The sequence below is a fragment of the Actinoplanes rectilineatus genome (genome assembly GCF_000962825.1).
GTDB lineage: Bacteria > Actinomycetota > Actinomycetes > Mycobacteriales > Micromonosporaceae > Actinoplanes > Actinoplanes rectilineatus.
Map to the genome: position 1 here is coordinate 1 of NZ_JZKF01000111.1, position 26,436 is coordinate 26,436.

Below are 26,436 nucleotides of genomic sequence, written 5' to 3' on the forward strand. Positions count from 1 at the left end.
GGTACTGCACTCGGGAGGGTGTGGGAGAGTAGGACGCCGCCGGACTTAACGTTGAGAAAGGCCCACCCTTCGGGGTGGGCCTTTCTTCGTTTCCGGACTCTTTTCCGTTCTGGACCCGTTTTCGCAGGGCGATTCCGGTCATCGGCCGCCTGCCCCCGGTCGTCTCCCCGGCCGGCGGGCCGGGCCTCACCGGGCGGTCGGCTGGTCCCAGCCCTCCTGCGGGGTGGCGCAGGTACCGCGGAAAACGTACTGCGAAGGAAGTTTGCGCTGTTCGCTGGTCCAGTCGATGGGTGGCCGCCGCTGTTTCTCGGGCAGATAGCCCAGGCGGTAGACGGCCATCAGTTCGAGGTCGTCCGGCACCTTCAGCAGTCCGGCGATCTCGTCCCAGCGGCCCGGCACCTCCATCGGGAAGGAGATGAACTGGATGCCCATGCCGAGTTCGACGGTGGTGAGCCAGACGTTCTCCATCGCCGCGCCCATGCTGAACACGGAGTAGAACGACGACAGTTCGCCCGGACGGTATTCGTTGCGGTCGAGCATCACGCCGAGCAGCAGCGGCGAGCCCGCCACCAGTTTGCGGTTCTCCTCGCCGAGGCTGTGCGGCACCCGCATCGCGTTCATGAGTTTCTGGCCGCGGGCGGTGAACACCTGGCTGGTGAACGGGCGCAGCGGCGCCGGCAGACGGTCGAACAGCATGCCGTCGCGGCGGTTCTCCATCTCCTCCCTGCTGAAGCGGAAGTACGGTTTGTACCGCTCGAAGAAGGTGCCGTTGGACATCGCCTCGGTCATGCTCTCGCCGCTGATCCGCGCGATGGCCTCGATCGTCGGGCGTTCCTCGACGATCACGAACCGCCACGGCTGACTGTTCAGCTGGGACGGCGCACGTCCCGCGACCTCCATCAGGACCCGCTGATGCTCTTCGGAGACCGGGTCGGGCAGGAACGCCCCGTTGGTGGTCCGTCGGCGGCGCACCACGTCGAGAAACTCCATCAGCGATTCCTCCAGGCCAGAACAAGGGCGATGGTGTACGCGGGAGCCGCGGCCCCGGCGACGGCGGCATGCCGGCGGGTGCCCCCACCGGCGTAGGGCAGGGCGAGGAGCGGGCCGGCCGCGGGCAGCAGCGCGAGAGCCGCGGCCCGGCGTTCGACGGCGCCCGCGGCGAGCGCCAGTGTCGTCAGGGCGGACGTCACCGCGTACAACGTGGCGTGGATCTTTTTATGTCCCCGGTTGTCGATGATGCCGGTGGCGACAGCGGTGCCGAAGGCGGCGTTGCTCAGGTAGCTCACGGCCGCGGCGGTGACCAGGGTCCGGGTCATCGGGGTGTTCCGTCGTGGGTGAGCAGGAGACGTTGCGGGAACATCGACGTGACCCGCCATCCCGTCGGGACGACCGTCTGCAGCTCCGGGCGCCGGTAGCTGCGGCGGATCGAGAGCAGACCGTCCTGGTGGACGAAGGATCCGCGGGCGAGCGGGAGCGTGGCCACGGCGAAGAGGTGGTATCCCGCCGGGTGCCGGGCCAGGTCGTTGTGCAGGACCAGTCCGCGGGCCAGCGCCCGGCTGTCGGCCAGCAGCGCCTCCATCGCCGTCGCGTCCAGGTGGTGCAGGAGATGGTTGGAGATCACCATGTCGAACCGGTCGCCGCGGGCCACCAGGTCGGCACTCGACGCCTGTTCGAAGTGGACGCCGCGGGCCGGTAGCCCGGCGACGTGCCGCAGCGCGCGGTCGTCCGGGTCGATGGCGGTCGTGTGGAGTACCAGCCGGTCCCGGGCCGCCCAGGTGGTGAGGGCGCGGGGGATGTCCCCGCCGCCGAAGCCGATGTCCAGCAGGGTGGTGGGGCGTTCGGTGTCCAGGCGGGGCCGGATCCACTGCCGGTAGACGCGCCGCCAGCCCGAGACGAGCCGGTTGACGGTGCGGAACTGCCGGTAGGTGCGGTCCAGCCGTCCGGGGTCGCAGTCGGGCGCGTCCATGAATTCCCGGGCCTCGGTGTCGCGCCGGGCCAGGCCGGGCGGCCACCACCGGCCGGGCGCCGATGACGGTGGTGTGGTGCCGGTGATGCCCATGTCGTCGGTCCTCCGGTCCGCGATACGACGGTCGGCCACCGGTGGCGGCGTTGCGAACCGCCACGCGCGGGGATCGATTCCTCACGCGGCATACCCGTATCGGTCGGTGCGCTAACGGCACTGGGGACAGTCAGTGCGCCGGTTCGTCCGGGACGCCGCGGTCCCGTTCGCTCTGCTGCCGGACCCGGTCGGTGGTGGTCATTACCGCGTCGACCTGGTCGGCGAGTCCGGGGTGGTGGCCCAGATGCCGGTGGGTGCCGGCGAGCAGACCGGGCAGCCGGGTGGCGTCGTGGTCGCCGAGGGCGTCGCGGAGCCGGCCGACGTCGTCGGTGGCGGCCGGGTCGAGGTCGTCGAGCGCGGCGACCTGGCCGGCGAGTTGCCGCAGGCCCGCGGTGTTGGCGTTGGCCCACCGGGTGACGGCGCGGGTTCCGGCGCGCCGGTCGCGTTCGGCCTGGACTCGGCCGTCGCGGGTGCTGCCCTGCTGGTCGGCGGTGGCGGGGATCAGGCGCAGGTATCGGCGTTCGGCGGCTTGCCGACTGGCCACGCCGAGGGCGGGGGCCAGTTCCTGCCAGGACACGTCCGCTGCCCGTGCGGCGGCGATCAGGACGGGTTCGATCGCGGCGAGTTCGGTGCGTGCCCAGCGCAGCAGCACCAGTGCGTCGAGGGTGTCGGTGGGGTCGCTCTCCTCGTCGGCGGTGGCGGCGGTGGCGGCGGTGGCGGTGGCGGCGACGGTCGCGGCGACGGCCGGCAGCCGGGGCTCGGAGTCGTCTCCCGCCAGTCGCCGCCATGCCGCTCTGACCTCGTCCGGGATCGGTTGCACGGTGTCACCACCCTCTCGTCATCTTTTCGTTGACGTCTGGCTTGTCATCAGAACGACGACGTGTTAGAAAAAACCTATCGCGCATTGACCCCGTAAGTCGAGACGCAGGAGGTGGGAAGATGTTGATGCGCAGCGAACCCTTCACCGAGGTCAACCGGCTCGCCCAGCAGCTGTTCGGAGTCCCGTCGGCGGGCACCTGGTCCCGGCCGGCCACGATGCCCGTCGACGCGTTCCGCAACGGCGACGAGTTCGTGATCGCGTTCGACCTGCCCGGGGTCGACGCCGACGCGATCGACATCGACGTGGAACGCAACGTACTGACAGTCCGCGCCGAGCGCCGCCCCATCGACCTGGGTGAACAGGCCACGGCGCAGCTCAGCGAGCGCCCGCTCGGGATCTTCTCCCGGCAGATGTTCCTCGGCGACGCGCTGGACACCGACCGCATCGACGCCGCCTACGACAACGGCGTGCTGCTCCTGCGGATCCCGATCGCGGAGAAGGCCAAGCCCCGCAAGATCGCTGTGGCCGCCCGTGAGCACACCAGCCAGAAGGTGATCACGAGCTGACCCCGGGGCCTCACCGAGGCATCGCGGGAGGTGATGGGGCCCGGCCCGCCCCACCGCCGCCATCACCTCCCGCGTCACCCGGCCCCTCGGGTCCTGCCGGTGCGCCGCCTTCCCCGACGGCGGGGACCGTTGCGGGTGACGGGGCAGCGGCGGGCGCCGCATCACCCCAGCCGGCCAGGTCGCCGCCGGGCTGGCAGACGATCAGGAAACCGGGCGGGCCCATCACCGCCCACGACTCGTACTCCTCGTCGGCGCCGGCGACGAGCACCGACCCGCCGCCGAACGTGATCCGCAGTTCGCCGCCCGGAGCGACGACGGCCTCACTCACCAGCAGGCCGAGCACCGCGGTCAGCTCGTCGCCCCGCCCCACCGGGAGCGTCTCGTCGCCCCGGTGCAGATAGGCGGTCGTCTCGATCACCACCTGCCGGTCCCCGCTGAATCCGAGGATGACGGACTGGCCGAGCCGCGCGTGCTCCAGCCTCTGCCCCACGAGCAGCCCGAGAATTCGGGTCATGTCCACCCCGATCGGCGTTCCGGCCATCGACGCGGGGACCGTATCCCGACTTTCCCTAACAGGGCCTTAAATGTTGCCCGGCGCAGGTCACAGATTGTCGATGCGGGCCGGCAGTTCCGCCGCGGCCAGGGTCTCCAGGACCGCCTCCTGGTCACGGCGGCGCGTGAGGAAAGCCTTCTCCGCCGGGTTGCCCGCGAGACCGATGGCCCGGTCGTAGGCGGCCCGCGCCTCGTCGACCCGCCCGGCTCGGCGCAGCAGGTCGGCGCGTGCGGCGTGGAAGGCGTGGTAGCCGTCGAGGGCCCCGGCGAGCGGAGCGATCGCGGTGAGCCCGGCCGCGGGCCCGTCGACCTCGGCGACGGCGACGGCCCGGTTGAGCCGCACGATCGGGGACGGGTCGACGAGCGCCAGGCTGCCGTAGAGGGCGGCGACCACGGCCCAGTCGGTGTCCTGTGCGCGGGGCGCCACCGCGTGAACCGCGTTGATCGCGGCCAGCAGTTGGAAACGTCCCGGCGGGCCGGCCGCGACCGCTCTGCTCCGCTCCCGGATCAGGGCGATGCCCTCGGCGATGAGGGCACGATCCCAGACGGTGCGGTCCTGTTCCCCGAGGGTCACCAATTCTCCGGTACGCGACACGCGCGCCGCCCGCCGTGCGTCGGTGAGCAGCATCAGGGCCAGCAGGCCGGTGACCTCGCCGTCGTCGGGCAGCAGCGTGTGCAGCAGACGACCGAGCCGGATCGCCTCGCCGGTGAGGTCCGCGCGTACCGGATCATCGCCCGCACCCGCGAGATAGCCCTCGTTGAAGATCAGATACACCACGATGAGTACGCCGGAGCGCCGCTCACGGATGTCCGCGACCGACGGCACCCGGTAGCGGACGCCGGCCGCCCTGATCTTGTCTTTCGCCCGGGTGATCCGGCGAGCCATCGTGGTCTCCTGCACCAGGAAGGCCCGCGCGATCGCGCCGACCGTGAGCCCACCGAGCAGACGCAACGTCAACGCCACCCGCGCCTCGGCCGCAAGCGCGGGATGACAACACGTGAAGATCAGCCGGAGCCGGTCGTCCTCGACCGCACCGGCGGGTTCCGGCGGACCGTCGTCGTGGACCATCAGCGACTCCCGCTGCTTGGCGTCACGCTGCGACTCGCGGCGCAGCCGGTCGATCGCCTTACGGGTGGCGGTGGTGGTCAGCCAGCCGGCCGGGTTGGGCGGTACACCGTCGCGCGGCCACCGTTCCGCGGCCGCCGCGAACGCCTCGGCGGCGGCCTCCTCGGCGACATCGAGGTCACCGAAACGGCGCACGAGGCCGGCGACCACCGGCGCCCACACCTCACGGTGGGCGCCGGTGATCGCCTCCTCGACATCAGGTCCGGTCACCGCTGTGCCGGCGTCAGCGCGTCACCGGTTCTCCCCGGCGCCCGGGAACCGGTGCACCTCCTGCGGCCAGTCGAGCGCCGTCGCGAGCTTGCCCGCCCAGTACCGGGCCGCGTCGTCGTCGGCGACGTCGACGACGGCGAACCCGCCGAGGTGCTCCTTGGTCTCGGCGTACGGTCCGTCGCTGAACACCGGCTCACCGTCACGGGCCTCGACGCTGCAGACCAGCGTGGACTCGTCCAGCCCGCCGTTGCTGGAGACCAGCACACCCAGGGCCCGCATCTCGTCGACCACGGCACGGGCGGCGACCCCCTTCGCGCTCATCTCCGCCGCCGTGTGCGGGGGCACCCACTCATCGTTGAAGGCGATCAGGTACTCCGTCAAGGTCGTCTCCTCACTGCTCTCCCCGCCGGCACAAGATCCGGCCGGCCGTTCCGTAGTCTCTACGAACGGATCCACCGCGATACGACACCAGCGACGAAACAGTCTTCCGGCAGCGACGCCGGGCACCGCCCGCCGCCCGGGCCGTCTACGATCGGCGGCGTGCCGAGAGCGGGCTGGTCACCGGCCGAGGATCAGAACAGGCGGTTGCTGCGTGCCCGCGACGCGATGGACCGTGACTTCGCCGAGCGCCTCGACCTTCCCACGCTCGCCCGGCTGGCGCACATGTCCGAGGGGCATTTCAGCCGCAGCTTCCGGACCACCTTCGGGGAGACCCCGCACCGCTATCTTCAACGCCGGCGCATCGAACGGGCCATGTCGCTGCTTCGTGACCCGGCCAGCTCGGTGACCGAGGTCGGGCTGCGGGTCGGCTTCGACAGCCTGGGCGCGTTCAGCCGCGCGTTCCGGGCCGTGGTCGGGGTGTCGCCGTCGCAGTACCGCGATCGCCGGCTGGCCGCCCGAGCACCGGTCTGCTTCGTCAAGTCCTGGCTGCGACCGGTCAGTTTTGGCGAAGCGTCCCGCCCGGGCGCGCCCGTACCGTGAAGTCATGTTCAACGCGATCACGATCACTTCTGTTCACGTCCTCGACCAGGACGAGGCTCTGGATTTCTACGTCGGCAAGCTGGGGTTCGTCGTCGGTGACGACGTCGACCTGGGCCACATGCGGTGGCTGACCATCGTCCTGCCGTCCGACCCGAACCGTCACCTGCTGCTGGAGGTTCCCGGGCCGCCGTCGATGAGCGAGGAGAGCGGCGCTCAGCTTCGTGACCTGCTCACCAAGGGCGCCCTCGGCGCGGCGGCGATCCTCACCACCGACGATTGCCAGAAGGTCTACGACACGCTCAAGGCCCAGGGGGTGGAGTTCACCCAAGGCGTCGAGAAGCAGCCGTACGGCATCGACTGCGCCTTCCGTGACCCGTTCGGCAACCACATCCGGGTCACCCAGCCGACCGGCGAGCCGGTGACCATCACCGACGAGGACAAGGCCCGCTGGAGCGGCCGACCCGTGTCCTGAACCCGGCTGCCGGCCGCTCTGCGTCCGAAGCGACCGATACCAGCGCGATTGGACGGCACAGCGGAGCACGGCGACGATGGGATCAGCGGACGCCGTACGCCGTGCGCGTCTGGCCGACTACGACGACGCGCTCTTCGTGAGTCCGAACGACCTGCTTCTCCGGTGTTGTCCAGGAACACAGCAGCGGGTGGAAGCCGAAGGTCTTCTTCCAGGTGCGGGTCGCTGATTCCTTCTCGCAAGTGGCAGATCACGATGGTCGCGTCGATGTCCAGGACCAGGCCCTCGACCTTGCAGCCGGCGACGCTGACCTGCGGTAGGTCACCGCGGGTGTCGGCGTGCTGAGCCCAGGCCACCGCCCGGGCCGCAGCGCGCGCGGTCCGTAACGCGGCCGGCATCGACTCGTCCAGCTGCGACAGCAGTCGCCAGGCCGTGGGATCGGAGGCTACCGGCCCGAGCAAGCCGGCCTGGTCACGCAGAACCGCGAGATCGGCGATGGCCTCGCCGCCGTCGGCGAGCATCACCGCCAGATCAACCGCGATCCGGCCAGGGTCATGGCCGCCGCCACGCTGCCGCAGTCCGGCGAACGATTCACTGAACGCGCTGGTCAAACCGGTCGCATCGGCAAGGTCGGCGAGTAGCCGGGCACCGGCGTGGCCGACGACGCCGCGTCCGTCCCCGGTCACCGTGATCTTCGGACGTATTGCGGTAGCCTTCACCCAGCAAGTGCCTTCCGTGACCGGGACATGGGACCTTCGACAAGCCTCATTTTCCCTGACCGGAAGGCACTTCTCTATTTCCGGCTCACCCCTTGGACGCCTCTTAACGAAGGGCCGAGGGTAGTGCGTGCATGGTCGACTTTGATCGATCATCGTGACAGCGAAACCTCGACGATTTCATAATCTGTCATGCCCGCCTCGATCTGGCAGCCAATTCCTTGCGGTTATTTATCGGCGATCATTGCAGGACTCGGGCATGCGGCGGAAGCTCGGGGTTGTCGCCCCAGGGTGAGTTCGAAAACTGTTCCTTCCTCGCGTCCTTTGAGGGTCTCGGAATCGGCATCTGGCCATTGGATCTCAAGATAGAGCGGGCCATCGATCCATGTCTTGCCGGCGCAGAAGAAGTCATCGAAGTCGACCTGCCTGTCGGGGTAAGGCAAGGAGTCGGCGCGCGTGATCAGCCAGCCGTCGGCCTTGGCGCTACTGCGATAGAACTCCGCGACCTCTCCGCCCTTCATCCGGGTCTCGTATACTCGTTCGGCAAACGCTGGTCCGCTGATGTCACAGCTCTCGAAGCTGTCCGTCAGCCTCGTTCCTGAGGGCTGTTTTGAGATGATCGGCAGGGTTGCGATCTCCCGGACCTCGTCGGGCTGCAGGCATGGGCTCTTCGAGCCGGCGTCACGATCTCCGCCTTCAGCGCCGCTCGATGTGCAGGCACTGAGGCCTCCTGCAGCGATACATGCGGCAGTGATCGCTACGAGTAGACGACGCATGGGGCCTCCAGGGCAAATTTCGCAGTATTAGAAAAAGGGAGCGGCTGGCGTGGCTTGATTACCCACGCCAGCCTTCAATCGCGACAGGTAATTATCTCAGAAATCGCTGAAAGGCTATTCGGCCGGTGATTACGTGTCGAGCCCGCCGTGATTGAGTACATATCTGCACCATTTGCAAATACACTTCCATGCCCTCTTGTCGTTATAGTCTCCGCTGGTCGCCTGCACGGCCGTGGAGGTGGCAAGGCCCAGTGACGCTCATGCTGACACCCACGCTGCGGCCGGCAGGCCAAGCCAGCCCAGTACGGCTTTGCGCCGCAAGCGGGATAGGCAGTGTTGGCCTGTGCCGTGTAGTACGTGGTGAGGATGGTGTTAGCACTGTTCGCGGCACCGCCGGGCTTGCGTTCCTCCACCACGCGTCCGGAGCTGTCATAGCGGGTTTTCGTCGTCGGGTCGCTCGTCGAGGCGCTGGTACCCATCCAGACGGCCTCCGTGGTGGGGGCCATGTGAGTCCAACCGGAGGTGTCCCCGGTTTTGTCAGCGCCATCGATCGGGTCGAATCCGGTGACCGTCGTCTTGGTCTCCGCTGCCGGCACAGTGCTGCCGTCAAGCGCAATCGGAGTGACGACCATCTTGGTAACCAGATGATAGGCGTCCGCGGTTGGCGCCCCAGCATCGTAGGTGTAACTCGTCTGGACTCGTACGGAGGCGGTCTCACCGTTTGACAGCTGAACGGGATGTGCCGGGCCGACCGCACTCATCAGGTCGACGCCGTCGCTGCTGTAGGTGGTGACAGTGGCGAGCAGGTTTGCCCGAGCCGCGGAGGAGCCTTGTGAGGCTACGTACGGATCCGTGTCGGAGGTCGGGTTCAACGCCTGGGTGCGGCGGGAGCGAAAGGACTGCTGCTCTGTCGCTTCTCCGCGTTGCAGACGATGAATTGGTTACTCTGGAACGGCTTGCCGACACGTTTGGTCTCGGCGTCGACGACCTACGACAGCTGATGCTGCGGTTGGAAAATGCTGGCTTGCTCCTTGCCCGGCGAGCAGGCTCGGCGGTGTCCGTCGATGAACTCCGCATTCACTCTCGATTTGTGCTGACTGGCTGATTGCCGGCCTCATGGTCAGGCAATGCTGTCGATACGCCTGGCACTGCGAATATGAGGATCGTGCTTCGTTCGATGTTGTTCGGCGCGGACGGCCGACGGGCCTGGCCTTGCGGAGGGAGGGCTGCAACGGCTGCACCGCTACTCCGTGATGTCCTTGGTGGCGGAGTGCGCGAGACCTGCAGCGGCCAGCAGGAAGTTGATGACGTCTTGGGCCGTGTAGGTGCCGGTAGCCCCGAGGTGCGGCAGGAACGACAGGTCCTGGCCGAGGGTGATCAGTGGTTCCTCGCGGTAGGTGCCGCGCAGCTGTCCGAGTCCGATCGTCGCCATCAGGCCGTTGCACAGGCAGCGGCTGTCCACCGTGTCTTCGAGGGTGCCGCCCTTGCGGACGTACTCGTCGGCCGGTTCAGCGGGGCAGCGGAACCCGACCCGCCCGTCCACCTGGGTGTACGGGGTGCGCAGGTAGCCGAGGTCGCACTGGCGTGGCCGGCCCGCATGAAGCGCTTCCTCGGCGGTGGTGCCGGGCAGGTTGACCACTTTGAACGGGAAGCCGGTCGGTGACACGCCGGGCTGGTTGCGGACGACGAGGGTGCCCTGAGCGGCATCGTCCAGTAACCGCTGCCGCCATGCAGGGTCCAGTCCGGACTCCTCGCACAGCGCGAACGCCGTCCCGACCTGCACCCCGGCGGCACCCGCGGCCCGGGAGGCAGCGACGTGGGCGGGGGAGCACTGGCCGCCGGCCACCCAGAACGGCAGGCCGAGGGCGGCCATCTTGGGCAGGTCGATGCGATCCCGCGGACCGTACACCGGGTCGCCGTCGGCGTTTAAAACCATGGTGCCGCGGGGGCGTGCGCTGTGCCCGCCGGCGATCGGCGACTCCACGACGAAGCCGTCCGGCCGGGTCGCCGAGTCGCGGGCCAGGTAGAGGGCGAGCGTCGCCGACGACACGATGGCCAGGAATCGGGGGCGGCGGACCGGCGGGGGAGCAACACCGAGCAGGTCGGCCGGGTCGAAGTGCACCACATGGGGCTCGGTCGCGCCGTGCACGGTGACGGGCAGGGCGACCGGGCGGTGTTCGGCCAGCTCGTCGAGCAGGTGGGGGATATCCGTGGGCAGGCCGGCGCCCATCAGCACGTAGTCGGCGCCGGCAAGCATCGCCCCGTACGCCGCGGGCGGGGTGGCCAGCTGGATCTTCTCCAGGTAGTTGACGCCGACCGGGCCGTCGTGTCCTTCTTTGGCGAGGAAGACTTCGGCGAAGTTGCCGAGGACGGTGAGTTCCAGGCCGGGGCGGCGGGGGCGCAGGCCCATCAAGGCGATCGGCCGGTACGGTTTGCCGGCCGGGATGCCGCCGGGGACGTAGAAGCGGTCGAGGACCCGCTGCGCCATCGCCGGGACCGGGAAGTGGGCGAGGGCGTGCCGCATCCGCCCGTCGGGGTCGCCGTCCTGGAGGCGGCGGGCCAGCACCGCGTCGAGGGCTACGCCGGAGACGACGCCGAGCTGGCCGGTCCGGGCGACCGCCTGGGCGAGACGCCATCCGGAGACGCCGACACCCATGCCGCCCTGGATGATGACGGGGTTGGCCATGTTTCGTCTCCCGGGAAGGTGATCGGTGGGTCCTTCGGGCAAGCCTGGGTCACCCAGGGCCGGGCCGGACAGTGCCGAAGGACCCGGTCAGACCGAGGCTCTCGTCCAGGGCGTGCCGATCGGTCCACCGAGGATGTAGGTGGGTGGCGCGGGGCGGACCGCCGCCAGGATGAGGAGGATCCACATCAGGCGGGCGTCGAAGTAGTCGCCGGAGAACAGGCTGGTCGCGCCGACGAAGATGCCGCAGTAGGCGGCGGCCTGCGCCTCGACGCTGCGGGAAGCGGCCGGTGTGTGCCGGTACGCGCGCCACAGCGAGTACCAGGCCAGGCCGAGCAGGACCAGCCCGGCGAACCCTCCTTCGGCGGCGACCGACAGCGGCAGGTTGTGTACGTACCGTTCGCCTTCGCCGAGGTCGGAGATGGCGTGGAAGCCGTTGAGGCCGGTGCCGAGCAGGGGGCGTTGCCAGAACAGTCTGATCGCGTACTCGAACAGGACGTCGCGGTCGGAGGTGTAGCCCTGGCCGAGGGTGGAGTCGATGAACCGGGTCTGGACGAAGTCGGCGATCGTCGGCCCGGCCGTCACGGCGACGATCGTGCCGAGGATGGCGAGCACGCCGAGCGGGCGGGCCAGGACCGTGAACGACGGCCGGATCGCCACGGCCGCGATGGCCGCGGTGATGGCCAGCGAGACGATGCCGCCGCGGGATCCGGAGGCGAGCGCGCCGAACAGGAACGCCGGGATCGGGATCAGCCAGTGGATGCGGCGGCCGCTGCGGACGTGCAGGTACAGCGCGGTGATCACGCCGAGGATCATGACGCGGACGAAGACGTTGGGGCCGCCGCCGAGGGCCGCCCACCGGCCGTTGGAGGCGTGGCCGCGGCCGGATGCGGCGGCCAGGAAGTACACCCATGCGGCGGCCTGGAAGCAGCACAGGGTCACCCGGGTGACGTGGTCGCGGGCCCATTTCGCCAGGGTGTAGTAGGCGAAGACCAGGAAACCGACGGCGCACAGGTCGCCGATCATCGGGCCGGTGACGGCGTTCGCCGGGGCCCACGACGCGGACAGGATCTGGTAGCCGAGCAGGGCCAGGACGAACAGCAGGCAGTACCCGCCGGCCGCGGCATGTGACCCGATCCGGTGCGCTTCGAGCAGCAGCGCCAGGATGACGACCAGGTAGAGCAGCACCCGCACGTCGTTGAGGACCGGCACGTTCAGGCCGAGGCGGGTCAGCGTGAAGCGTCCGGCCAGCGCGGTGAGGAACAGCAGGATCACCACGAGGCCGGGGCGGGCCGGGGCGTCAGCCATCGGCGGGCCGCAGCGCGCGGACGACCAGGCGTTCGGCACGCCACCCGAGGACCGTCGCCGCGCCGCACATGGCGGCGACCGCCGCGTACGGCGCGGGCAGGAAGAACATCGCGGCATACGTCAGCACGACCTGCAGCACCAGGCAGACGCACAGCAGCCGGCTGATCACCGGCGTGTCGGTGAGCGCATCCAGGGTGGGCCGGGCCGCGTAGAACATCGCCAAGGGGATCGCGGCGAGCACCCCGACCCGCAGCACCCCGATCGCCGCGGTGAACTCCGGCCCGAGGAAGCCGTGGACCAGGGCGGGCGCGAACAGGCCGAACACCGCGGCGGCGCCGGTGGCCAGGGCGGCGGCGACCACCGGCAGTAGGGTGAGCATCCGGTGGGTACTCGCGTCGTCGCCGGGGGAGTGGAACAGGCCGCTGAGCCGCGGCAGCAGCACCGGGGTCAGGGTGCCGAACAGTGAGCAGATCAACGTCACCGCCGAGGTGGCGAACCCGACATAACCGGCCTCCGGGGCGCCTGGACGGGCCGTCGCCACCGCGAACGTCGGTAGCGTGAAGAGCGCAGGCAGGGCCAGGTCACCCGGGAGCCTTTTCACCCCGTACCCCATCAGAAGCCGCAGGGTGGGCTCGGGGCCGGGGATGCGCGGCGCCGGGGACCGGCGACGGACCGTGAGAATCCCGATGACCGCAACCGATCCCATCCCCAGCCCCTGCAGGATGAGAAAATCATCGATGCGCGCCGCGAACGGGAAGGCGAGCAGCGGGACCGCGCCCAGGCCGATGCCGGCGACGATGTTGGAGCGGGTCACCTGGTGGGTGCCGCGCAGCGCGGCCGTCGTGAGGGTGCAGAGGCAGTTGCCGGCCAGCAGGATCAGGATGGCGACGACCTCCGGGCGGCCGCCGTCGAGGCCGAGGAGATCGGCGAGTGAGGCGGCCACCGCTGTTCCGGCAAGACCGATGGCCAGTGCCGTCCCGGCCTGGGTGAGGAAGGCCTGCCGGGCGAGGGTCTCGGTCCTTTGATGGGTACGCGGTAAGTACCGGTGCAGTCCCTGTCCGAGACCGAGCATCACCACCGGCTGGCAGCTGCTGACCACACCGCGGGCGATCTGGTAGTAGGCGAAGCCGTCGACGCCGCCCCGGCCGGCGACCAGGTGGAACAGGAACAGTCCGCCGGCCAGCGTGCCCCACTGCACGGCGAGGGTGGCGGCGTAGTCGCGACGGACGCTCGCCGGGATGCGGCGCAGCAGCCCTCGGAGGCGTTCACTGCCGGACATTCGCCAGGTCGAGCGGGACCACCCGCTGCAGCAGTTCCTTGGTGCGCCGGTATCCGAGCAGGGTGAGCGCGGTCAGCCCGATGATCTCCAGGTCGGTGCGCAGGCCGCGTTTCTCCACGTACGCGAGTCCCAGGGCGATCTTGCCGGGCCGGATCAGTTCGTCGTAGGCGCGGTCGACGTCGTCGTGCCCGGCGAGGATCGCGCCCTCGTCGTGGAAGACGATCGACGCCCAGTCGGTGACGCCGGGCCGCACGTCGAGCAGCCGCATCTCGTCGGAGGTGTAGCGCCGCACGTCGCAGGAGACCTGCGGGCGCGGGCCGACCAGGCTCATGTCGCCGATCAGCACGTTGACCATCTGCGGCAATTCGTCGATCTTGAAGCGGCGCAGCAGTTTGCCGGTGCGGGTCAGCCGCGGATCGTCGTCGGCGGTGGACGGGCCGCCGAGCCGGGACGCGTCCATCACCATGCTGCGGAACTTGAGCATCGCGAACGGTCTGCCGTAGCGGCCGACCCGGGCGCCCCGGTAGAGCACCGGCCCGCCGTCCTCGCGTTTGATCGCCCAGGCGGCGGCGGCCGCGGCGGGCGCCCCGGCGACCAGGACGACCGCGGCGACCGCGATGTCCAGGGCACGTTTGATCTTCTCGTCCCGTGCGGTCATGACTCCCCCTCGGTGCGGAGTGTGGCCACGCCGGCGCGGCGTGGTGGCGGGATCGGGCACACGTAGATGCGGGACTGCGCGCCGCGGTGCACGGCGGTCCGGCCGCGCGGTTCGGCGCCGGACTTCTCGTAGAAGCCGTGGGCGCGGCGCTGGCGTTCGCCGGTGACGACCTTGACGGCGGGTTCGCCGTGGTCGCCGAACCAGCGGATCAGGTGGTCGAAGAGGCGGTCGGCGACGCCGCGGCCGCGTAGCGACGGGACCACCACGAAGTTCATGATCTCGGCGCGGGGCAGGGCCGGGTCGGCGGCGCCCGGGTAGGTGAGTGTCTCGAGCATCCGGTACAGGCGTCTCGGGTGCAGCAGCCGGGGCGCCAGCTGCGGGACCGCGATCGGCCAGCGGCGGACGGCGAACTCGCGCAGCAGCGCCGAGGTGTCCAGGGCGCCGCAGATGTAACCGAGGGGCTCGCCGGCGGGCAGCGACTCGGCCACGAACAGCACGCCGAGCTCGCTGGAGCCGACGTGCCGGTAGAGCGTACGCAGCACGGGTTCGCCGAGCGAGGAGAGGAAACCCTCCGGCACCTCGGCGGCGTGCAGGCGGGCGACCGCGGCGATCTCCGCCGCGCTGAACGGCCGGCCGACCACCCGGAACTGATCAGACGGCGACACGGGTCTTCTCCAGGTGGGCGAGCAGGTGCACCGTGCGGCTGATCTCGGCGGGGCTGGTGGCGGCGCGGACCGGCAGGGTGACCACGTGCGCGGCGGCCCACTCGGCGTGCGGGCAGGAACCCGCGCGGTATCCGGTGGCGGCCAGGGCGGGGCCGTCCAGCGGGTGGACCGCGGTGGCGAACCAGTCGCCCAGTTCGACACCGGCGGCGGCGCCCTCGCGCAGCACCCGGTCCTTGTCGGCGACCACCACCGGGATGCGCAGCGGCAGGCTTGCGGTGGCGTGCCGCAGCCCGGCCCGGGTCAGCGCCAGGTGGTAGGCGGCGGCCACCCGTCGCCGGCGGTCCAGGGACGCGCGCCCGCCGACGACGCGGGACGGCAGGCGCCGGCGGACCGCCCGGCTCATCCGCCAGCCGTACTCCGGGCTCAGGAACGGGTCGGGCACGTACGAGCCGACCACCACGCCCCGCCCGGCGAGCCTGCGGTGCAGGCCGCGCAGCCGCCACAGCGTGCCGGTGCGGGCGGCCATCCGGTAGGCGAGGTACTCCGCGCCGGTCATCAGTTCCCCTTTCCACGGCGGGGCGGTGGTCCAGTCGTACTGGGTGCCCATCCGTGCGGCGAGCACCTGGTCGTGCACCACCGCGGTCCCGCCGACCCCGGCGACCACGGGCTTGCCCCACTCGTACGAGTAGAACGCCGCCACACTGCCGGTGGTGTCCAGCGTGCCCGGCACCACGTGCGCGCAGTCCTCGACGACCGGCACGCCCGCGCCGATCAGGTGGACCGGCGCCGGGATGCCGAAGGTGTGCTGCACGACGACGGCCTTGGTGCGTTTGGTGACCGCGGACCGGATCAGTTGCGGGTCGGGCCCGAACGTGTACGGGTCGATGTCGGTGAAGACCGGCCTGGCGCCCAGCCGCAGCAGCGGTTCCACCACGGCCGCGCAGGTGTACGCCTGCACGACCACCTCGTCGCCGGGTGTCACGCCGAGACCGTGCAGGATGGCGTGCAGCGCGACCCGCCCGCGGTAGTAGTGCAGCAGGTCGCTCATCGGTTGCCCGGCCGTGGGTCGAGGATGGCGCGCAGCGAGCCCAGGCCGTACACGACATGGGTGGTCAGAAAGATCACCGGGAGGGCCAGGACCAGGCCGGGGTCCTCGCGTTGCCGGGCGAGGCGGGCGGCGAACACGACCGCGGCTCCGGTGTACGTGACCGCCAGCGCCCCGGTCATCCGGCGGGCGACCCGGCTGCCGGGGGACAGGGCCGCGCCGGCCAGCAGGGCCGTCACGAAACCGACCGGCACCACGTTGCGCCACGACCCGATCCAGCGGCCCACCGACCGGCTGGCCCTGAACGGCCAGTAGCCCGCCTCGAACGTCCAGGACACGAACTCGCGCAGGTCGCTGCGGGCGTAGTAGGTGCAGGTGATGTCGGGCAGCAGCAGGATCTTGCCGCCGGAGCGGCGCAGCCGCTGGTTGAACTCGCGGTCCTGGGCCCGGGTGAGTTTCTCGTCGAACATCCCGATCCGCGCGAAGACCGCCTTGCGGTAGCAGCCGCCGAACACGGTGTCGACCCACTGGGGTTCCGGTACGCCGATCCGGTACTTGGTGTTGCCGGCCCCGAACGCGCTGGCCATGCTGACCGCGATGGCCCGCCCGACCAGGGTGTCGTCGCGGGGCCGGGACAGCCGGACCCCGCCGACGTTGTCCGCCTCCGGGTTCTCCATCAGCCCCTCGACACAGCGGCGCAGGTAGTCCGACGGGTATTCGGCGTGCACGTCGAGCCGGATGATCACATCACCGCGGGCCTGCTCGATGCCCCGGTTGAGGCCCACCGGCTTGCTGTGCCCGGGGTTGTCGACCAGCCGCAGCCGCACGTCACGCACCGCGTGATGGCGGGCGATGTCGCGGGTGCCGTCGTCGCTCATCCCGTCGACGAGCAGCACCTCCATCCGCTCCGCCGGGTAGTCGTTGCCGAGCACCGAGGTGAGGAAGGTGTCGACGAACCGGGCCTCGTTCCAGCACGGGATGACCACGCTGAGGAACGGCATCTGCATCGTCGTCACGGCCGTCACCGGGCCCCGAAGAAGCGCTGGATGCTCGCCGCCACGTGCTCGATCTGCCACTCCTCGAGCTCGGGGTGCATCGGCAGGGAGAGCACCCGCCGGCACAGTTCCTCGGTACGCGGCAGCTGCCAGTGCTCCAGGCCGAGGCCTTTCTGGTGGTGCAGCGGGATCGGCCAGGAGATCAGTGTCTCCACCCCGTCGGCGCGCAGATGTTCGACGAGCTTGTCGCGTTCCAGGGTGGTGACCGGGTAGTTCTGGAACACGTCGTAGCGGCGTTCGTCGGCGTCGGGTCCGGTCGGGATCCGCAGGCCGGGCACCGGCGCGAGCAGCGCGTCGTAGCGGCGGGCCAGTTCCCGGCGGCGTTCGATCCACCGGGGCAGCTGGGCCAGCCGCCAGTCGAGGATCGCCGCCTGCAGGTTGTCCAGCCGGCAGTTGTATCCCCAGCCGTCGAGTTCGGCCTTGGCGACCCGGCCGTGGTCGCGCAGCTTGAGCAGCCGGTCGGCCAGGCTCGGGTCGTCGGTGAGGACCGCGCCCGCGTCGCCGAGCGCGCCGAGCAGCTTCGCCGGGTAGAACGAGTAGGTGCTGGCCAGCCCGAACGTGCCGGACCGGCGGCCGCCGAAGGTGGCGCCGAGCGCCTGGGCGGCGTCCTCGACGACCACCGCGCCGACCGAGTCGGCGATCCGCAGCACCTCGTCCATGTCCACGGTCCGGCCGTTGAGGTGCACCGGGATGATCACCCGGGTGCGTTCGGTGACCTTCTCGGCGAGCTGCGCGGTGTCCATCAGGTGGTCCGGGCCGATGTCGACGAGCACCGGGGTCGCACCGCGCAGCACGAACGGGGAGATCGTCGCGACGAAGGTGTGCGCGACCGTCACCACCTCGTCGCCGGGGCCGATGTCCAGGGCGTGCGCGAGCAGCCGCAGACCGTCGGTGCAGTTGCTGACCCCGACGGCCCGGGCCGAGCCGTTGAAGGCGGCCAGATGCTCCTCGAAGTCGTGCAGCTGGTGGCGCAGCATGAGGTCACCGCGGGCGATGGTGTCCTCGATGATCGGGAGCAGTTCGTCGCGCTGGCGGCGCCACTGCTCGGGGTAGTCAACGAACCTGACTCGCCAGTCCACGCATGGCCTCCCATCGCTCACGGATTCGACGGCTGATCGACGCGGTGTCCAGGCCGTGGTGGGCCCGGAGGAACTCCTGGTCACCGACGACGGACGTGGGGGTGGGCGGCAGGGCGATCCGCAGCAGCGGGACGCCGGCGGCGGACTCGGCGAGGACCTCGGCGACGGCGCTGCCCAGGCCGCCGATGATGGAGTGCTCCTCGACGGTGACGATCAGCCGGTAGCGGCCGGCGGCGTCGTGGATGGCGGCGGTGTCGAAGGGCGACAGCCAGGGGAACGACCGCACATCCACCGATAAATCGGACAATGTGTCGGCGGCGGCGCAGACGTTACCGAGAATTCCACCTGTGCTACAAATCAGGATATTTCCGCCGGATCCGAGCAGCGTCGAACCACCGCGGGTCAACTCCAGCGACGTGCTGTGGACCGTACCCTCGCCGGTCTTGCCCAGACGCAGATAGGCCGGGCCGCCCGCCGCGAGCAGGTCGGACAGGACCGCGCCGACCTCGACCGGATCGCCCGGCGCGGCCACCGCCATCCCCGGCATCGCCCGCATGATCGCCAGGTCCTCGGTGGCGTGGTGCGACATGCCGAGCGCGCCGTACGCGAGCCCACCGCCGACCGCGACCACCGTCACGTCGGCACCGTGGTAGCAGACGTCGTTGCGGATCTGCTCCAGGCAGCGCAGCGTCGGGAAGTTCGCGATCGAGTAGGTGAAGACCCGCGCCCCGCCCAGCGCGATCCCGGCCGCCAGACCGGTCATGTTCTGCTCGGCCACCCCGGCGTTGACGAACTGGCCGGGCCGGGCCTCGGCGAACGCGTCCACCGCGCCGTACCCCAGATCGGCGGTGATCAGGACGATGTCCTCGTCGAGCAGGGCGGCGGCGAGCAGGCCGGAGAAGAAACGGTTCCTCATCGCGCGCCCACCTCGGCCAGTGCCCGCTCCAGCTCGTCGGTCGACGGCGGCCGGTAGTGCCAGAGCACCTGGTTCTCCATGAACGAGACACCCTTGCCCTTGGTGGTCCGGGCCAGCACCACCCGTGGACGGCCGTGGGTGGCGTCGCGGGGAACCCGCAGCACCCGGTCCAGGACGGTGTGGTCGTGCCCGTCGACCTCGACGGCATCCCAGCCGAAGGCCCGCCACTTGTCCGCGAACGGCTGCAGCCGCAGCGTCTCCTCGGTGGTGCCCAGCGACTGCATGCCGTTCCAGTCGACCACCGCGATCAGGTTGACCAGGCCGTGATGACCGGCGAAGTGCGCGGCCTCCCAGACGCTGCCCTCGTCGCACTCACCGTCGCCGAGCAGCACGTAGGTGTGCCACGGCCGGTGCCGCTGCCGGGCCCGCCAGGCCAGGCCGGCGCCGACCGACAGGCCGTGACCCAGCGAACCGGTGGACACCTCCACACCGGGGATGCCGACGTGACTGACGTGCCCGGACAGGTGCGAGCCGTTCTGGTAGTGCTGCCGCAGCAGGTCGGTGGCGAAGAAACCGCGTTCGGCGAGCACCGCGTACAGGGCGGCGCCGGCGTGCCCCTTACTCATGATCATGCGATCCCGGTCCGGCCAGTCCGGGCGGTCCGGGTCGACCCGCAGCACGCTGGTGTAGAGCACCGCCAGCAGGTCGGTGCAGGACAGCGCCGACCCGACGTGGGAACTGCGCCCGTTGCTGGTCATCCGCAACACGTGCGCGCGGACCGCCCGCGCCACCGTCTCCGCCGCGTTCATGACAACACCGCCCATCCGATGTACGGGTCGAAGTCGAAGCGCCGCAGCTCGAGGCGGTTCAACCCGACCTCGTCGAGCACCGCGGCCGTCTCCCCGGGCCAGAGCGGGTTGTCCAGCTCGTCGAAGGCGATGACCGCCCCCCGGGGCATCCTCGGCAGGAGGTGGCGCAGCGCGACCTTCGTCGGCTCGTACAGGTCCAGGTCGAGGAAGAGCAGACTGATCACCAGGTGCGGGTTCTCCGCCACGAACGCCGGGATCGTCGCGGTCACGTCCCCGCGGATCAGCCGGGCCTTCGGCAGGTGCCCGAGGAACCGGTCGGTGTCGTAGATCTCCAGCAGCCGGCACAACTCGTCGTAACTGTTCGCGGACAGGTCACCGGCCCGCGCCCCGGTCGCCTCCGGCCGGTCCTTCCCGGACACCTGCGGGAAGCCGCCGAACGAGTCGAACCCGTAGATCCGCCGGGTCAGGTTGGTCGGCTCCAGAGCCGCGCTGAGCTGCGCGAACGTCATGAAACTCGCACCCCGGAACACGCCGCACTCGACGATCGAACCCTTCACCGGAAGACAGAGCTTGAACAGCTCGTACAGGGCGGCGAACCGGGTCACCTGGGCGCGGCGGGCGTACCGGGCCATCGACGCCAGCCGGGTCGGCAGGTCGTCCGGGCTGGCCGCGAAGACGTCGGCGAGCGCGGCGGGCACCCCGCGTTCGGCCTCGGTCTGCAGCGTTCCGGGCGCCTCGGTCGGACGGGTCACGCGGCCACCTCCTGCGGCATCCACCAGCGTTTCTTCAGATCCGGGTGCCGCGGCGGCGGGGGTGCCGCGGTGTACTCGTCGAAGAACGGCGACGCGTCGGCGCGCGGCACCATGTTGAGCACACAGCCGAGCAGCGAGGCGTTCACCGCGTTCAGCGCCCGGACCGCGGCGGTGACCTGCGCGGCGGTGGTCCGGCGGGACCGGACCACGAGCAGGGTCGCGTCGGCGCGGGCGGCGACCACCTCACCGTCGGTCACCGGCAGCAGCGGCGGGCAGTCGAAGATCACCACGTCGTAGCGGCGGCGGGCCTCCTCGACCACCTCGGTCATCCGCGGCGAACTGAGCAACTCGCTGGGATTGCGCGGTGGCGGGCCCCCGGCCAGCAGGAACAGCCCGGCACCCCACGGCTGGACCGCCTGCTCCAGGCTGATCGTGCCGGCCAGCACACTGCTCAGACCGTCGGCGGCGGCATCCCGGCCGAGGAACGCGGCCAGGCGCGGGCGCCGCAACTCGGTGTCGACCACCAGCACCCGCTGGCCGGCCTCGGTGAACAGCAGCGCCAGGCTGCAGGCGGTCGCCGACCGGCCCTCGCCGGGGACCGCGCTGGTCACGGCCAGGGTCTTCAGGGACCGTTCGGCGGCGGCGCTCTGCAGCAGGGTCCGCACCTGGCGCAGCGCCTCGGTCCGGGGCGAGACGTTGTCCGAGACGAACGGTCCGCCCCGCGGTGCGCGAGCGTCCACCGGAACGCGGGCCAGCACCGGCACACACGCCAGCGACTGCAGCGACTCGGCGGTGCGGACCGAATGGTCGGCGACCTCGCGGACCACCGACGAACCGGCGCCGACGATCAGCCCGGCCATCACCGCCAGCGCGTAGTTGTTGAGCTGCCGCGGACTGACCGGATCCGGATCCAGCTCCGGGCCGTCGACGACCTCGACGCGGACCGCCGGCCGGTCGCCCTCGTTCGGGCGTTCCAGCTTGGCGACGGTGGCGGTGAACCGGTCCCGCAGCAGGCCGACGATGAGCATCGCGTGCTCCCGGGACGGATCCTCCACGCTGACCTCCAGCAGGACCGTGTCGGCGACCGGCTCCGCGGTGATCCGGTCCCGCAGGTCCTCGGTGCTCAGGCCCACCTCGGGACGGGCCGCGAGCGGGGCGGCGATCTCGTCGCTGACCAGCAGGGCGGCGTACGTGCTCAGCCGGTTGGCGGAGAACATGCTGCCCGGGTACAGGTCGGAGGCGGCGTCGGTCGGGGTGCTGAAGAAGAACGTGACGCGGGCGGCGTACACCGGCGTGGTCCGGATGTTCACCACGAACGCCGCGCCGAGTGCGAGCAGCACCGAACTCACCACCAGCCGCCAGTGTCGCTGGGCGACACGGAGGTAGTCGCGCAGGCCCACCCCGTCACCCTAGGTTCACTCGTCGTGACGACGGGCCGGTATCAGGAAAGACCGCTTTCGGCTGATTCTCCACCATTGATCAGGAAAAATCGCGGCATGATCAGGTTTGGGGTGGACGCGGCGGCCTGGGCCGCCGGGATCCTCGCCGCCGTCCTGACCCGGTACGGCCCCGCCCTGCAAACCCGCGAACTGACCGGCGCCCTGATCGCGGTGATCCTCGCCGTCACGCTGCAGGCCGCGATCGGGCAGGCGCGACAGCTCTACCGCGGCCGGCACCGCTATGCCAGTTTTGAGGAGGTACGCGCGACCGCCGGCACCGTGGCCACCACCGGCGTCACCCTGCTCGTGGTGGACCTGATGCTCGCCCGGCGGCCCGTCCCGGCCGCCGTCCCGCTGGTCGGCGCCGCCGTCGCCCTGGTCATCATGCTCGGCGCCCGTGGTGTCACCCGGGTCCGCCGGCAACGCTCGTCGCGGCCGCGGACCGCCGACCCGGTGCTGCTGTTCGGGGCGGGCGACGCCGCCACCCTGCTGGTGCGCTCGATGCTGCACGACCGGACCGGACGGTACCTGCCGGTCGGGCTGATCGACGACGACCCCGGCAAACGGCGCCTGCGCGTCCACGGGGTGCCGGTCCTCGGCGGCCGCGATGACATCGCCGGTGCTTTGACGCGTACCGGAGCAGGGATCTTGATCTTCGCGGTGGCCAACGCCGAGGCGGAACTGGTCCGCGACATCCGCGACCGCACGGTGGCCGCCGGGGCGGTCTTCAAGGTCGTGCCGTCCGTCCCGGAACTGATGGACCACGCGCTCGCCGTCGACGACGTCCGCGACGTGCAGGTCACCGACCTCCTGGGCCGGCACCAGATCGACACCGACCTGGACGCCATCGCCGGGTACCTGACCGGCATGCGGGTGCTGGTCACCGGCGCCGGCGGCTCGATCGGCTCGGAACTGTGCCGGCAGATCCACCACTTCCGGCCGGCGGAACTGATGATGCTGGACCGCGACGAGACCGCGCTGCTGGCCGTACAGCTGAGTCTCGATCCGGCCGCCAAGCTGGACGATCCGGCGGTGATCCTCGCCGACCTGCGCGACGCGCGGCGGATCCGGGAGATCTTCCGGACGCGGCGCCCGCAGGTGGTCTTCCACGCCGCGGCCCTGAAACATCTCGCCCTGCTGCAGCGGCACCCGGGCGAGGCGGCCAAGACCAATGTCGCGGGTACGCTCGCGGTCCTCGACGCGGCCGTCGACGTGGAACGGTTCGTGAACATCTCCACCGACAAGGCCGCCGACCCGAGCAGTGTCCTCGGCTACTCGAAGCGGATCACCGAACGGTTGACGGCGTGGACCGCGCGTTCACGGTCCGGCACGTTCCTGAGCGTGCGGTTCGGCAACGTGCTGGGTAGCCGGGGGTCGGTGTTCACCACCTTCAGTGCGCAGATCGCGGCCGGGGGGCCGATCACCGTGACCCACCCTGATGTGACCCGGTATTTCATGACAACTCAGGAAGCGGTGCATCTGGTGATCCAGGCGGCGGCTCTCGGCCGCGACGGTGAGGCCCTGGTCCTGGAGATGGGCGCGCCGGTGCGGATCGCCGAGGTCGCCCAGCAGATGGCGTCGCTTGCCCCGCACCCGGTGGAGATCCGCTACACGGGCCTGCGCGAGGGCGAGAAGCTGGCCGAGACCCTGTTCGGGGAGGGCGAACACGACGACCGCCCGCTGCACCCGCTGATCTCCCACGTCGCGGTGCCGCCGCTGGACCCGGCGGCGCTGGACTCCCTGGACCCGCAGGCCCCACCTGACGACGTCGCGGCGGTTCTGGAAGCACTCTGCACCCATCCCGCCGAGTCGTCCTCCATCCGCGGATCAGAAGGCTAGGAGACTTCTACTCCCACCCCGGCAAGAGCTACCCCTGGAGAAAATACTTGCCGCAGCGGAAAGAGAAGAGTAGCTTTCTCCTCAGGCAAGTACTTTCACTTACGGGGACGAGGAGGACGGATCGTGTCTGCGACACCTACGCCCGAAGAGGCCCGCCAGACGCTGGAGGGATACGACCAGCAGCGTAAGGACAGTGCGACCGCAAGCGGCTACTCCACCGGATACTGGATCGGTGCCGGCGTCGTCGTCGCCGCCTTCGGTGTCTTCACCGACTTCTATCCCACCTGGGCCGGCGCCGGGAGCACCTGGTTCAGCCTGGTCCTGCTGGCCGTCGTGGTCCTGGCGAGCACCCGTTGGGGCAGCGCCCTCGTCGGCCGCCGCGTGCAGGTCCGGCGGCCGCCGACGGGGCGGCGCTGGCTGCTCGCGCTCCTCGGGGCGGCGCTGGGGCTGGTCGCCATGCTCGCCCTGGCCGGCCTGGACCTGCCGCACAGCTCCGCCGTCGTCGGCATCGTCTTCGGCCTGCTGCTGGCCGTCGGTGGCCCGTGGTGGCAGCGCCGCACTCTGGCCCGCGAGGCAGACCGGCTGTGACCGACGAGGATCCGGCCGCCGCCCGCGGCCCGCGGTTGGAGCCTCTCCTGCTCGACCCCACCCGGCTGTCCATCATGGCGACCCTGGCCGCGGCCGAGTGGGCGGAGTTCGGCTTCGTCCGCGACACGGCCGGCCTCAGCGACTCGACCCTGTCGAAACGGATCGCCCAGCTCGGCGACGCCGGATTCGTCGAGGTCCGCAAGGGCTACGTCGGCAAGCGCCCGCGCACCTGGCTCAACCTCTCCAAGGCCGGGCGCGCGGCGCTGCGCTCCCACATCGCGATGCTGCAAAAAATCGCCGAACAGACCGCCTGACGCGAACCGGCATCCCACCCCGCCCGGTCCTGATGTCGATACCACTCGTACGGCGGCGGGTCGCACTGCATGCAGCCGAACAGCCAGTCACCGACCGTCTCACCCAACGACGCGGCGTGCTCGTTCGCCATCTACACCGACGATTTCGCCTGCTGAGTCGCATTGTCGACGGGAGTCGCCGGTTGCCCGGCGGCTCCCGTCCGCTCATTGTGGTCCCGACCGTACCGGCTGATCGGGATCGAACCCGCTGATCTCCCACGTCGCGGTGCCGCCGCTGGACCCGGCGGCGCTGGGCTCCTTGGACCCGCAGGACCCACCCGACGACCTGGCGGCCGCCCTGGAATCCCTCTGCACCCACCCCGCCGAGTCGTCTTCCGTCCACGGCTCAGCGGTCCCGGTGCCGGCGCAACCAGGGCCAGATGGCGGCTCAGTGTCTGTCTCTCAACCTGTTTCCGCAGGTAGCGCGAAATCGAACCGGCTCAGCTGTGTCTCTGCCGTTCGTATCGCCGTCACGGTGACGCTGACTCGAACGCTGCTCCGCGGAGGGAGGGAGACCTCAGCTTGATCCGGTGTGTGGCTCTGCCGGGCCCGACCGCGTTGTCGTATTCACGTCGACGTCCACAAGCGCAAGGGATACCGTCACGCGGTGATGCACGCCAGGCGGTTCAACTACGTCGGTCCGGCCGAGATCCGCGATGAGGCTGTGACTCTAGAGGCTTTCGCTGTCCGTTCTGCAACCCTGCTGGGTGACTGGCTCGCTGGACGCGGAAGCGCTGACCTCGAAGAGCCGCTTACGTTCGTAGTGACGCTTAATGGTGATCTCAAGCTCGCTCCGCGCCGCAGTGAACACGTTGCGCTCGCAGCCGGCCAAGACCTCCTTGCCGCAGGCGAGATGAGGTTCGGCCGGGATGCTTCCGGCTGGCGCGTACTCGAGGTAACCAACCAATCGACCGGTTATTGCCCGGATCCCGACTGCTGGCCCGCTGTACGGGAATCGCTCGATCGGCTCGGCATGGCGCACCCCGGTGACTTCACCGACAAGGTCGTCTTCCGCCGGTGTCCATCTTGCGGGGAGCGGAACATCGTGCGTGACGACGACTTCACCTGCGCTTTGTGTGACAGCGAGCTACCCGCCCGGTGGAACTTCCCACCGGCCTGACTCCGGTGCTGCTTTGCTTTGTCCGGATCTGCGTGTCTACGGATGCCGAGCTGATCAAGCAACGATGAGCTTGGGTATTGCGGCTCGTCGACCATTCGCGCGAGCGATGCGGCGGGTCATCAAGGTGATGTTTGCCCAGGTGATGTGGGCTTCGGAGTGTTCGGGAAGGCGTTCGTAGTCGCGGGCGTTGCGGCGTGCGCGCATCAGCCAGGATAGGGACCGTTCCACGATCCAGCGCCGTGGTAGCACCCGGGTCAGCTCGATGCGCACGCAGGCCCGCTCGTAGGCGATCCAGTCGGCGGGGTCGGTCGACAGCTGGTAGCCGTCGCGGCGGGTCCAGGTCAGCGGGGTCAGGTTCTGCGCGGCCAGGACCTCGCGCAGGAATCGGAGCCCGGACTGGACCTGGTAGGCGCTGAGCTCGGTCGCGGTGACCAGCTGCCGGGTGGTCAGCCCGGCTGGGCGGGCCTCCATCAGCGCGACCCGGACCAGGTCACCGGAGACGTTCGCGGGCACCCGTCCCATGGCCGGGCTACTCACCGGCCAGGAGGCGGGCCAGGCCCTCCTCCTGGGTGA

27 protein-coding genes and 2 pseudogenes are annotated in these 26,436 nt (G+C 70.3%); 7 read left to right on the top strand and 22 right to left on the bottom strand.

All coding sequences use genetic code 11. From position 1 onward, the window contains the following. Positions 1–186: 186 nt before the first annotated feature. The 4 genes from WH85_RS41645 to WH85_RS41660 form a co-directional block, all read right to left on the bottom strand. A complete protein-coding gene (locus WH85_RS41645) occupies positions 187–990 on the bottom strand; it encodes a nitroreductase family protein (RefSeq protein WP_045747700.1) in 804 nt (267 codons plus the stop codon). Continuing rightward, positions 990–1,316 carry a hypothetical protein gene (locus WH85_RS41650; RefSeq protein WP_045747701.1) on the bottom strand — a complete coding sequence of 109 codons (327 nt, stop codon included), beginning with the start codon at positions 1,314–1,316 and terminating at the stop codon, positions 990–992. The genes WH85_RS41645 and WH85_RS41650 overlap by 1 nt, the downstream gene beginning before the upstream one ends. Continuing rightward, on the bottom strand, positions 1,313–2,098 hold the full coding sequence (locus WH85_RS41655) for a class I SAM-dependent methyltransferase (protein WP_245674323.1): 786 nt from the start codon (positions 2,096–2,098) through the stop codon (positions 1,313–1,315). Before WH85_RS41655 ends, WH85_RS41650 begins: the two co-directional genes overlap by 4 nt. A 91-nt stretch (positions 2,099–2,189) precedes the next feature. Beyond that, the gene (locus WH85_RS41660; protein WP_052721191.1) at positions 2,190–2,879 is read right to left on the bottom strand and encodes a hypothetical protein; all 690 of its coding nucleotides are present in this window, start codon (positions 2,877–2,879) and stop codon (positions 2,190–2,192) included. Positions 2,880–2,998: 119 nt separating this feature from the next. On the opposite strand from WH85_RS41660, the gene WH85_RS41665 reads away from it, so the two are divergent. Next, complete coding sequence (locus WH85_RS41665) at positions 2,999–3,445, top strand: Hsp20/alpha crystallin family protein (protein WP_045747702.1); 447 nt, start codon at positions 2,999–3,001, stop codon at positions 3,443–3,445. 10 nt (positions 3,446–3,455) lie between these two features. Here the strand turns inward: WH85_RS41665 and WH85_RS41670 are convergent, their stop codons facing one another. The 3 genes from WH85_RS41670 to WH85_RS41680 all read right to left on the bottom strand — a co-directional run bounded on the left by WH85_RS41670 (position 3,456) and on the right by WH85_RS41680 (position 5,714). Next, positions 3,456–3,959, bottom strand: coding sequence for a DUF6188 family protein (locus WH85_RS41670; protein ID WP_157411557.1), 504 nt, complete (start codon positions 3,957–3,959; stop codon positions 3,456–3,458). Positions 3,960–4,046: 87 nt separating this feature from the next. Next, the gene (locus WH85_RS41675; RefSeq protein WP_045747704.1) at positions 4,047–5,333 is read right to left on the bottom strand and encodes an RNA polymerase sigma factor; all 1,287 of its coding nucleotides are present in this window, start codon (positions 5,331–5,333) and stop codon (positions 4,047–4,049) included. A 21-nt stretch (positions 5,334–5,354) separates the two neighbouring features. Continuing rightward, on the bottom strand, positions 5,355–5,714 hold the full coding sequence (locus WH85_RS41680; protein WP_045747705.1) for a YciI family protein: 360 nt from the start codon (positions 5,712–5,714) through the stop codon (positions 5,355–5,357). A gap of 159 nt (positions 5,715–5,873) precedes the next feature. On the opposite strand from WH85_RS41680, the gene WH85_RS41685 reads away from it, so the two are divergent. After that, entirely contained in the window at positions 5,874–6,314 is a 441-nt protein-coding gene (locus WH85_RS41685; protein WP_245674324.1) for a helix-turn-helix domain-containing protein, read from the top strand. A gap of 4 nt (positions 6,315–6,318) precedes the next feature. Next, a complete protein-coding gene (locus WH85_RS41690) occupies positions 6,319–6,786 on the top strand; it encodes a VOC family protein (protein ID WP_045747707.1) in 468 nt (155 codons plus the stop codon). Positions 6,787–6,890: 104 nt separating this feature from the next. Here the strand turns inward: WH85_RS41690 and WH85_RS49560 are convergent. From WH85_RS49560 to WH85_RS41755, 14 genes and pseudogenes are all read right to left on the bottom strand, one after another. Then, positions 6,891–7,502 (bottom strand): annotated as a pseudogene (locus WH85_RS49560) (transposase); the annotation flags it as partial. Positions 7,503–7,726: 224 nt separating this feature from the next. Then, positions 7,727–8,275, bottom strand: coding sequence for a hypothetical protein (locus WH85_RS51215; protein ID WP_157411558.1), 549 nt, complete (start codon positions 8,273–8,275; stop codon positions 7,727–7,729). A gap of 1,243 nt (positions 8,276–9,518) precedes the next feature. Then, positions 9,519–10,961 (bottom strand): nitronate monooxygenase, encoded by a 1,443-nt coding sequence (locus WH85_RS41700; RefSeq protein WP_045747709.1) that lies wholly within the window; start codon positions 10,959–10,961, stop codon positions 9,519–9,521. Positions 10,962–11,048: 87 nt separating this feature from the next. Next, a complete protein-coding gene (locus WH85_RS41705; protein ID WP_169792566.1) occupies positions 11,049–12,266 on the bottom strand; it encodes an O-antigen ligase family protein in 1,218 nt (405 codons plus the stop codon). Then, positions 12,259–13,545: a lipopolysaccharide biosynthesis protein gene (locus tag WH85_RS51950; protein WP_045747711.1), complete on the bottom strand. Its 1,287-nt coding sequence runs from the start codon at positions 13,543–13,545 to the stop codon at positions 12,259–12,261. The genes WH85_RS41705 and WH85_RS51950 overlap by 8 nt, the downstream gene beginning before the upstream one ends. Beyond that, positions 13,532–14,203: a sugar transferase gene (locus WH85_RS41715; RefSeq protein WP_045747712.1), complete on the bottom strand. Its 672-nt coding sequence runs from the start codon at positions 14,201–14,203 to the stop codon at positions 13,532–13,534. Before WH85_RS41715 ends, WH85_RS51950 begins: the two co-directional genes overlap by 14 nt. Beyond that, entirely contained in the window at positions 14,200–14,868 is a 669-nt protein-coding gene (locus WH85_RS41720; RefSeq protein ID WP_045747713.1) for a GNAT family N-acetyltransferase, read from the bottom strand. Before WH85_RS41720 ends, WH85_RS41715 begins: the two co-directional genes overlap by 4 nt. Then, positions 14,855–15,916, bottom strand: a complete 1,062-nt coding sequence (locus WH85_RS47885; RefSeq protein WP_052721192.1) for a DegT/DnrJ/EryC1/StrS family aminotransferase — start codon at positions 15,914–15,916, stop codon at positions 14,855–14,857. Before WH85_RS47885 ends, WH85_RS41720 begins: the two co-directional genes overlap by 14 nt. Beyond that, positions 15,913–16,920 carry a glycosyltransferase family 2 protein gene (locus WH85_RS41730; RefSeq protein WP_045747724.1) on the bottom strand — a complete coding sequence of 336 codons (1,008 nt, stop codon included), beginning with the start codon at positions 16,918–16,920 and terminating at the stop codon, positions 15,913–15,915. The genes WH85_RS47885 and WH85_RS41730 overlap by 4 nt, the downstream gene beginning before the upstream one ends. Before the next feature lie 14 nt (positions 16,921–16,934). Next, a complete protein-coding gene (locus WH85_RS41735; RefSeq protein ID WP_045747714.1) occupies positions 16,935–18,047 on the bottom strand; it encodes a DegT/DnrJ/EryC1/StrS family aminotransferase in 1,113 nt (370 codons plus the stop codon). Beyond that, positions 18,022–18,963 (bottom strand): transketolase family protein, encoded by a 942-nt coding sequence (locus WH85_RS41740; RefSeq protein ID WP_045747715.1) that lies wholly within the window; start codon positions 18,961–18,963, stop codon positions 18,022–18,024. The genes WH85_RS41735 and WH85_RS41740 overlap by 26 nt, the downstream gene beginning before the upstream one ends. Further along, complete coding sequence (locus tag WH85_RS41745) at positions 18,960–19,772, bottom strand: transketolase (protein WP_045747716.1); 813 nt, start codon at positions 19,770–19,772, stop codon at positions 18,960–18,962. Before WH85_RS41745 ends, WH85_RS41740 begins: the two co-directional genes overlap by 4 nt. After that, positions 19,769–20,524 carry a TylF/MycF/NovP-related O-methyltransferase gene (locus WH85_RS41750; protein WP_063775607.1) on the bottom strand — a complete coding sequence of 252 codons (756 nt, stop codon included), beginning with the start codon at positions 20,522–20,524 and terminating at the stop codon, positions 19,769–19,771. The genes WH85_RS41745 and WH85_RS41750 overlap by 4 nt, the downstream gene beginning before the upstream one ends. After that, a complete protein-coding gene (locus WH85_RS41755; protein ID WP_045747717.1) occupies positions 20,521–21,924 on the bottom strand; it encodes a tyrosine-protein kinase domain-containing protein in 1,404 nt (467 codons plus the stop codon). The genes WH85_RS41750 and WH85_RS41755 overlap by 4 nt, the downstream gene beginning before the upstream one ends. Positions 21,925–22,020: 96 nt before the next feature. On the opposite strand from WH85_RS41755, the gene WH85_RS41760 reads away from it, so the two are divergent. From WH85_RS41760 to WH85_RS49565, 4 genes are all read left to right on the top strand, one after another. After that, complete coding sequence (locus tag WH85_RS41760) at positions 22,021–23,802, top strand: polysaccharide biosynthesis protein (RefSeq protein WP_045747718.1); 1,782 nt, start codon at positions 22,021–22,023, stop codon at positions 23,800–23,802. A 123-nt stretch (positions 23,803–23,925) separates the two neighbouring features. After that, complete coding sequence (locus WH85_RS41765) at positions 23,926–24,390, top strand: hypothetical protein (RefSeq protein ID WP_045747719.1); 465 nt, start codon at positions 23,926–23,928, stop codon at positions 24,388–24,390. After that, positions 24,387–24,704, top strand: a complete 318-nt coding sequence (locus WH85_RS41770; RefSeq protein WP_245674325.1) for a transcriptional regulator — start codon at positions 24,387–24,389, stop codon at positions 24,702–24,704. The genes WH85_RS41765 and WH85_RS41770 overlap by 4 nt, the downstream gene beginning before the upstream one ends. A 649-nt stretch (positions 24,705–25,353) precedes the next feature. Further along, on the top strand, positions 25,354–25,863 hold the full coding sequence (locus WH85_RS49565; RefSeq protein ID WP_083449672.1) for a hypothetical protein: 510 nt from the start codon (positions 25,354–25,356) through the stop codon (positions 25,861–25,863). Positions 25,864–25,967: 104 nt separating this feature from the next. Here WH85_RS49565 and WH85_RS54040 read toward each other — a convergent pair. Further along, positions 25,968–26,436: pseudogene (locus WH85_RS54040) on the bottom strand (hypothetical protein); the annotation flags it as partial.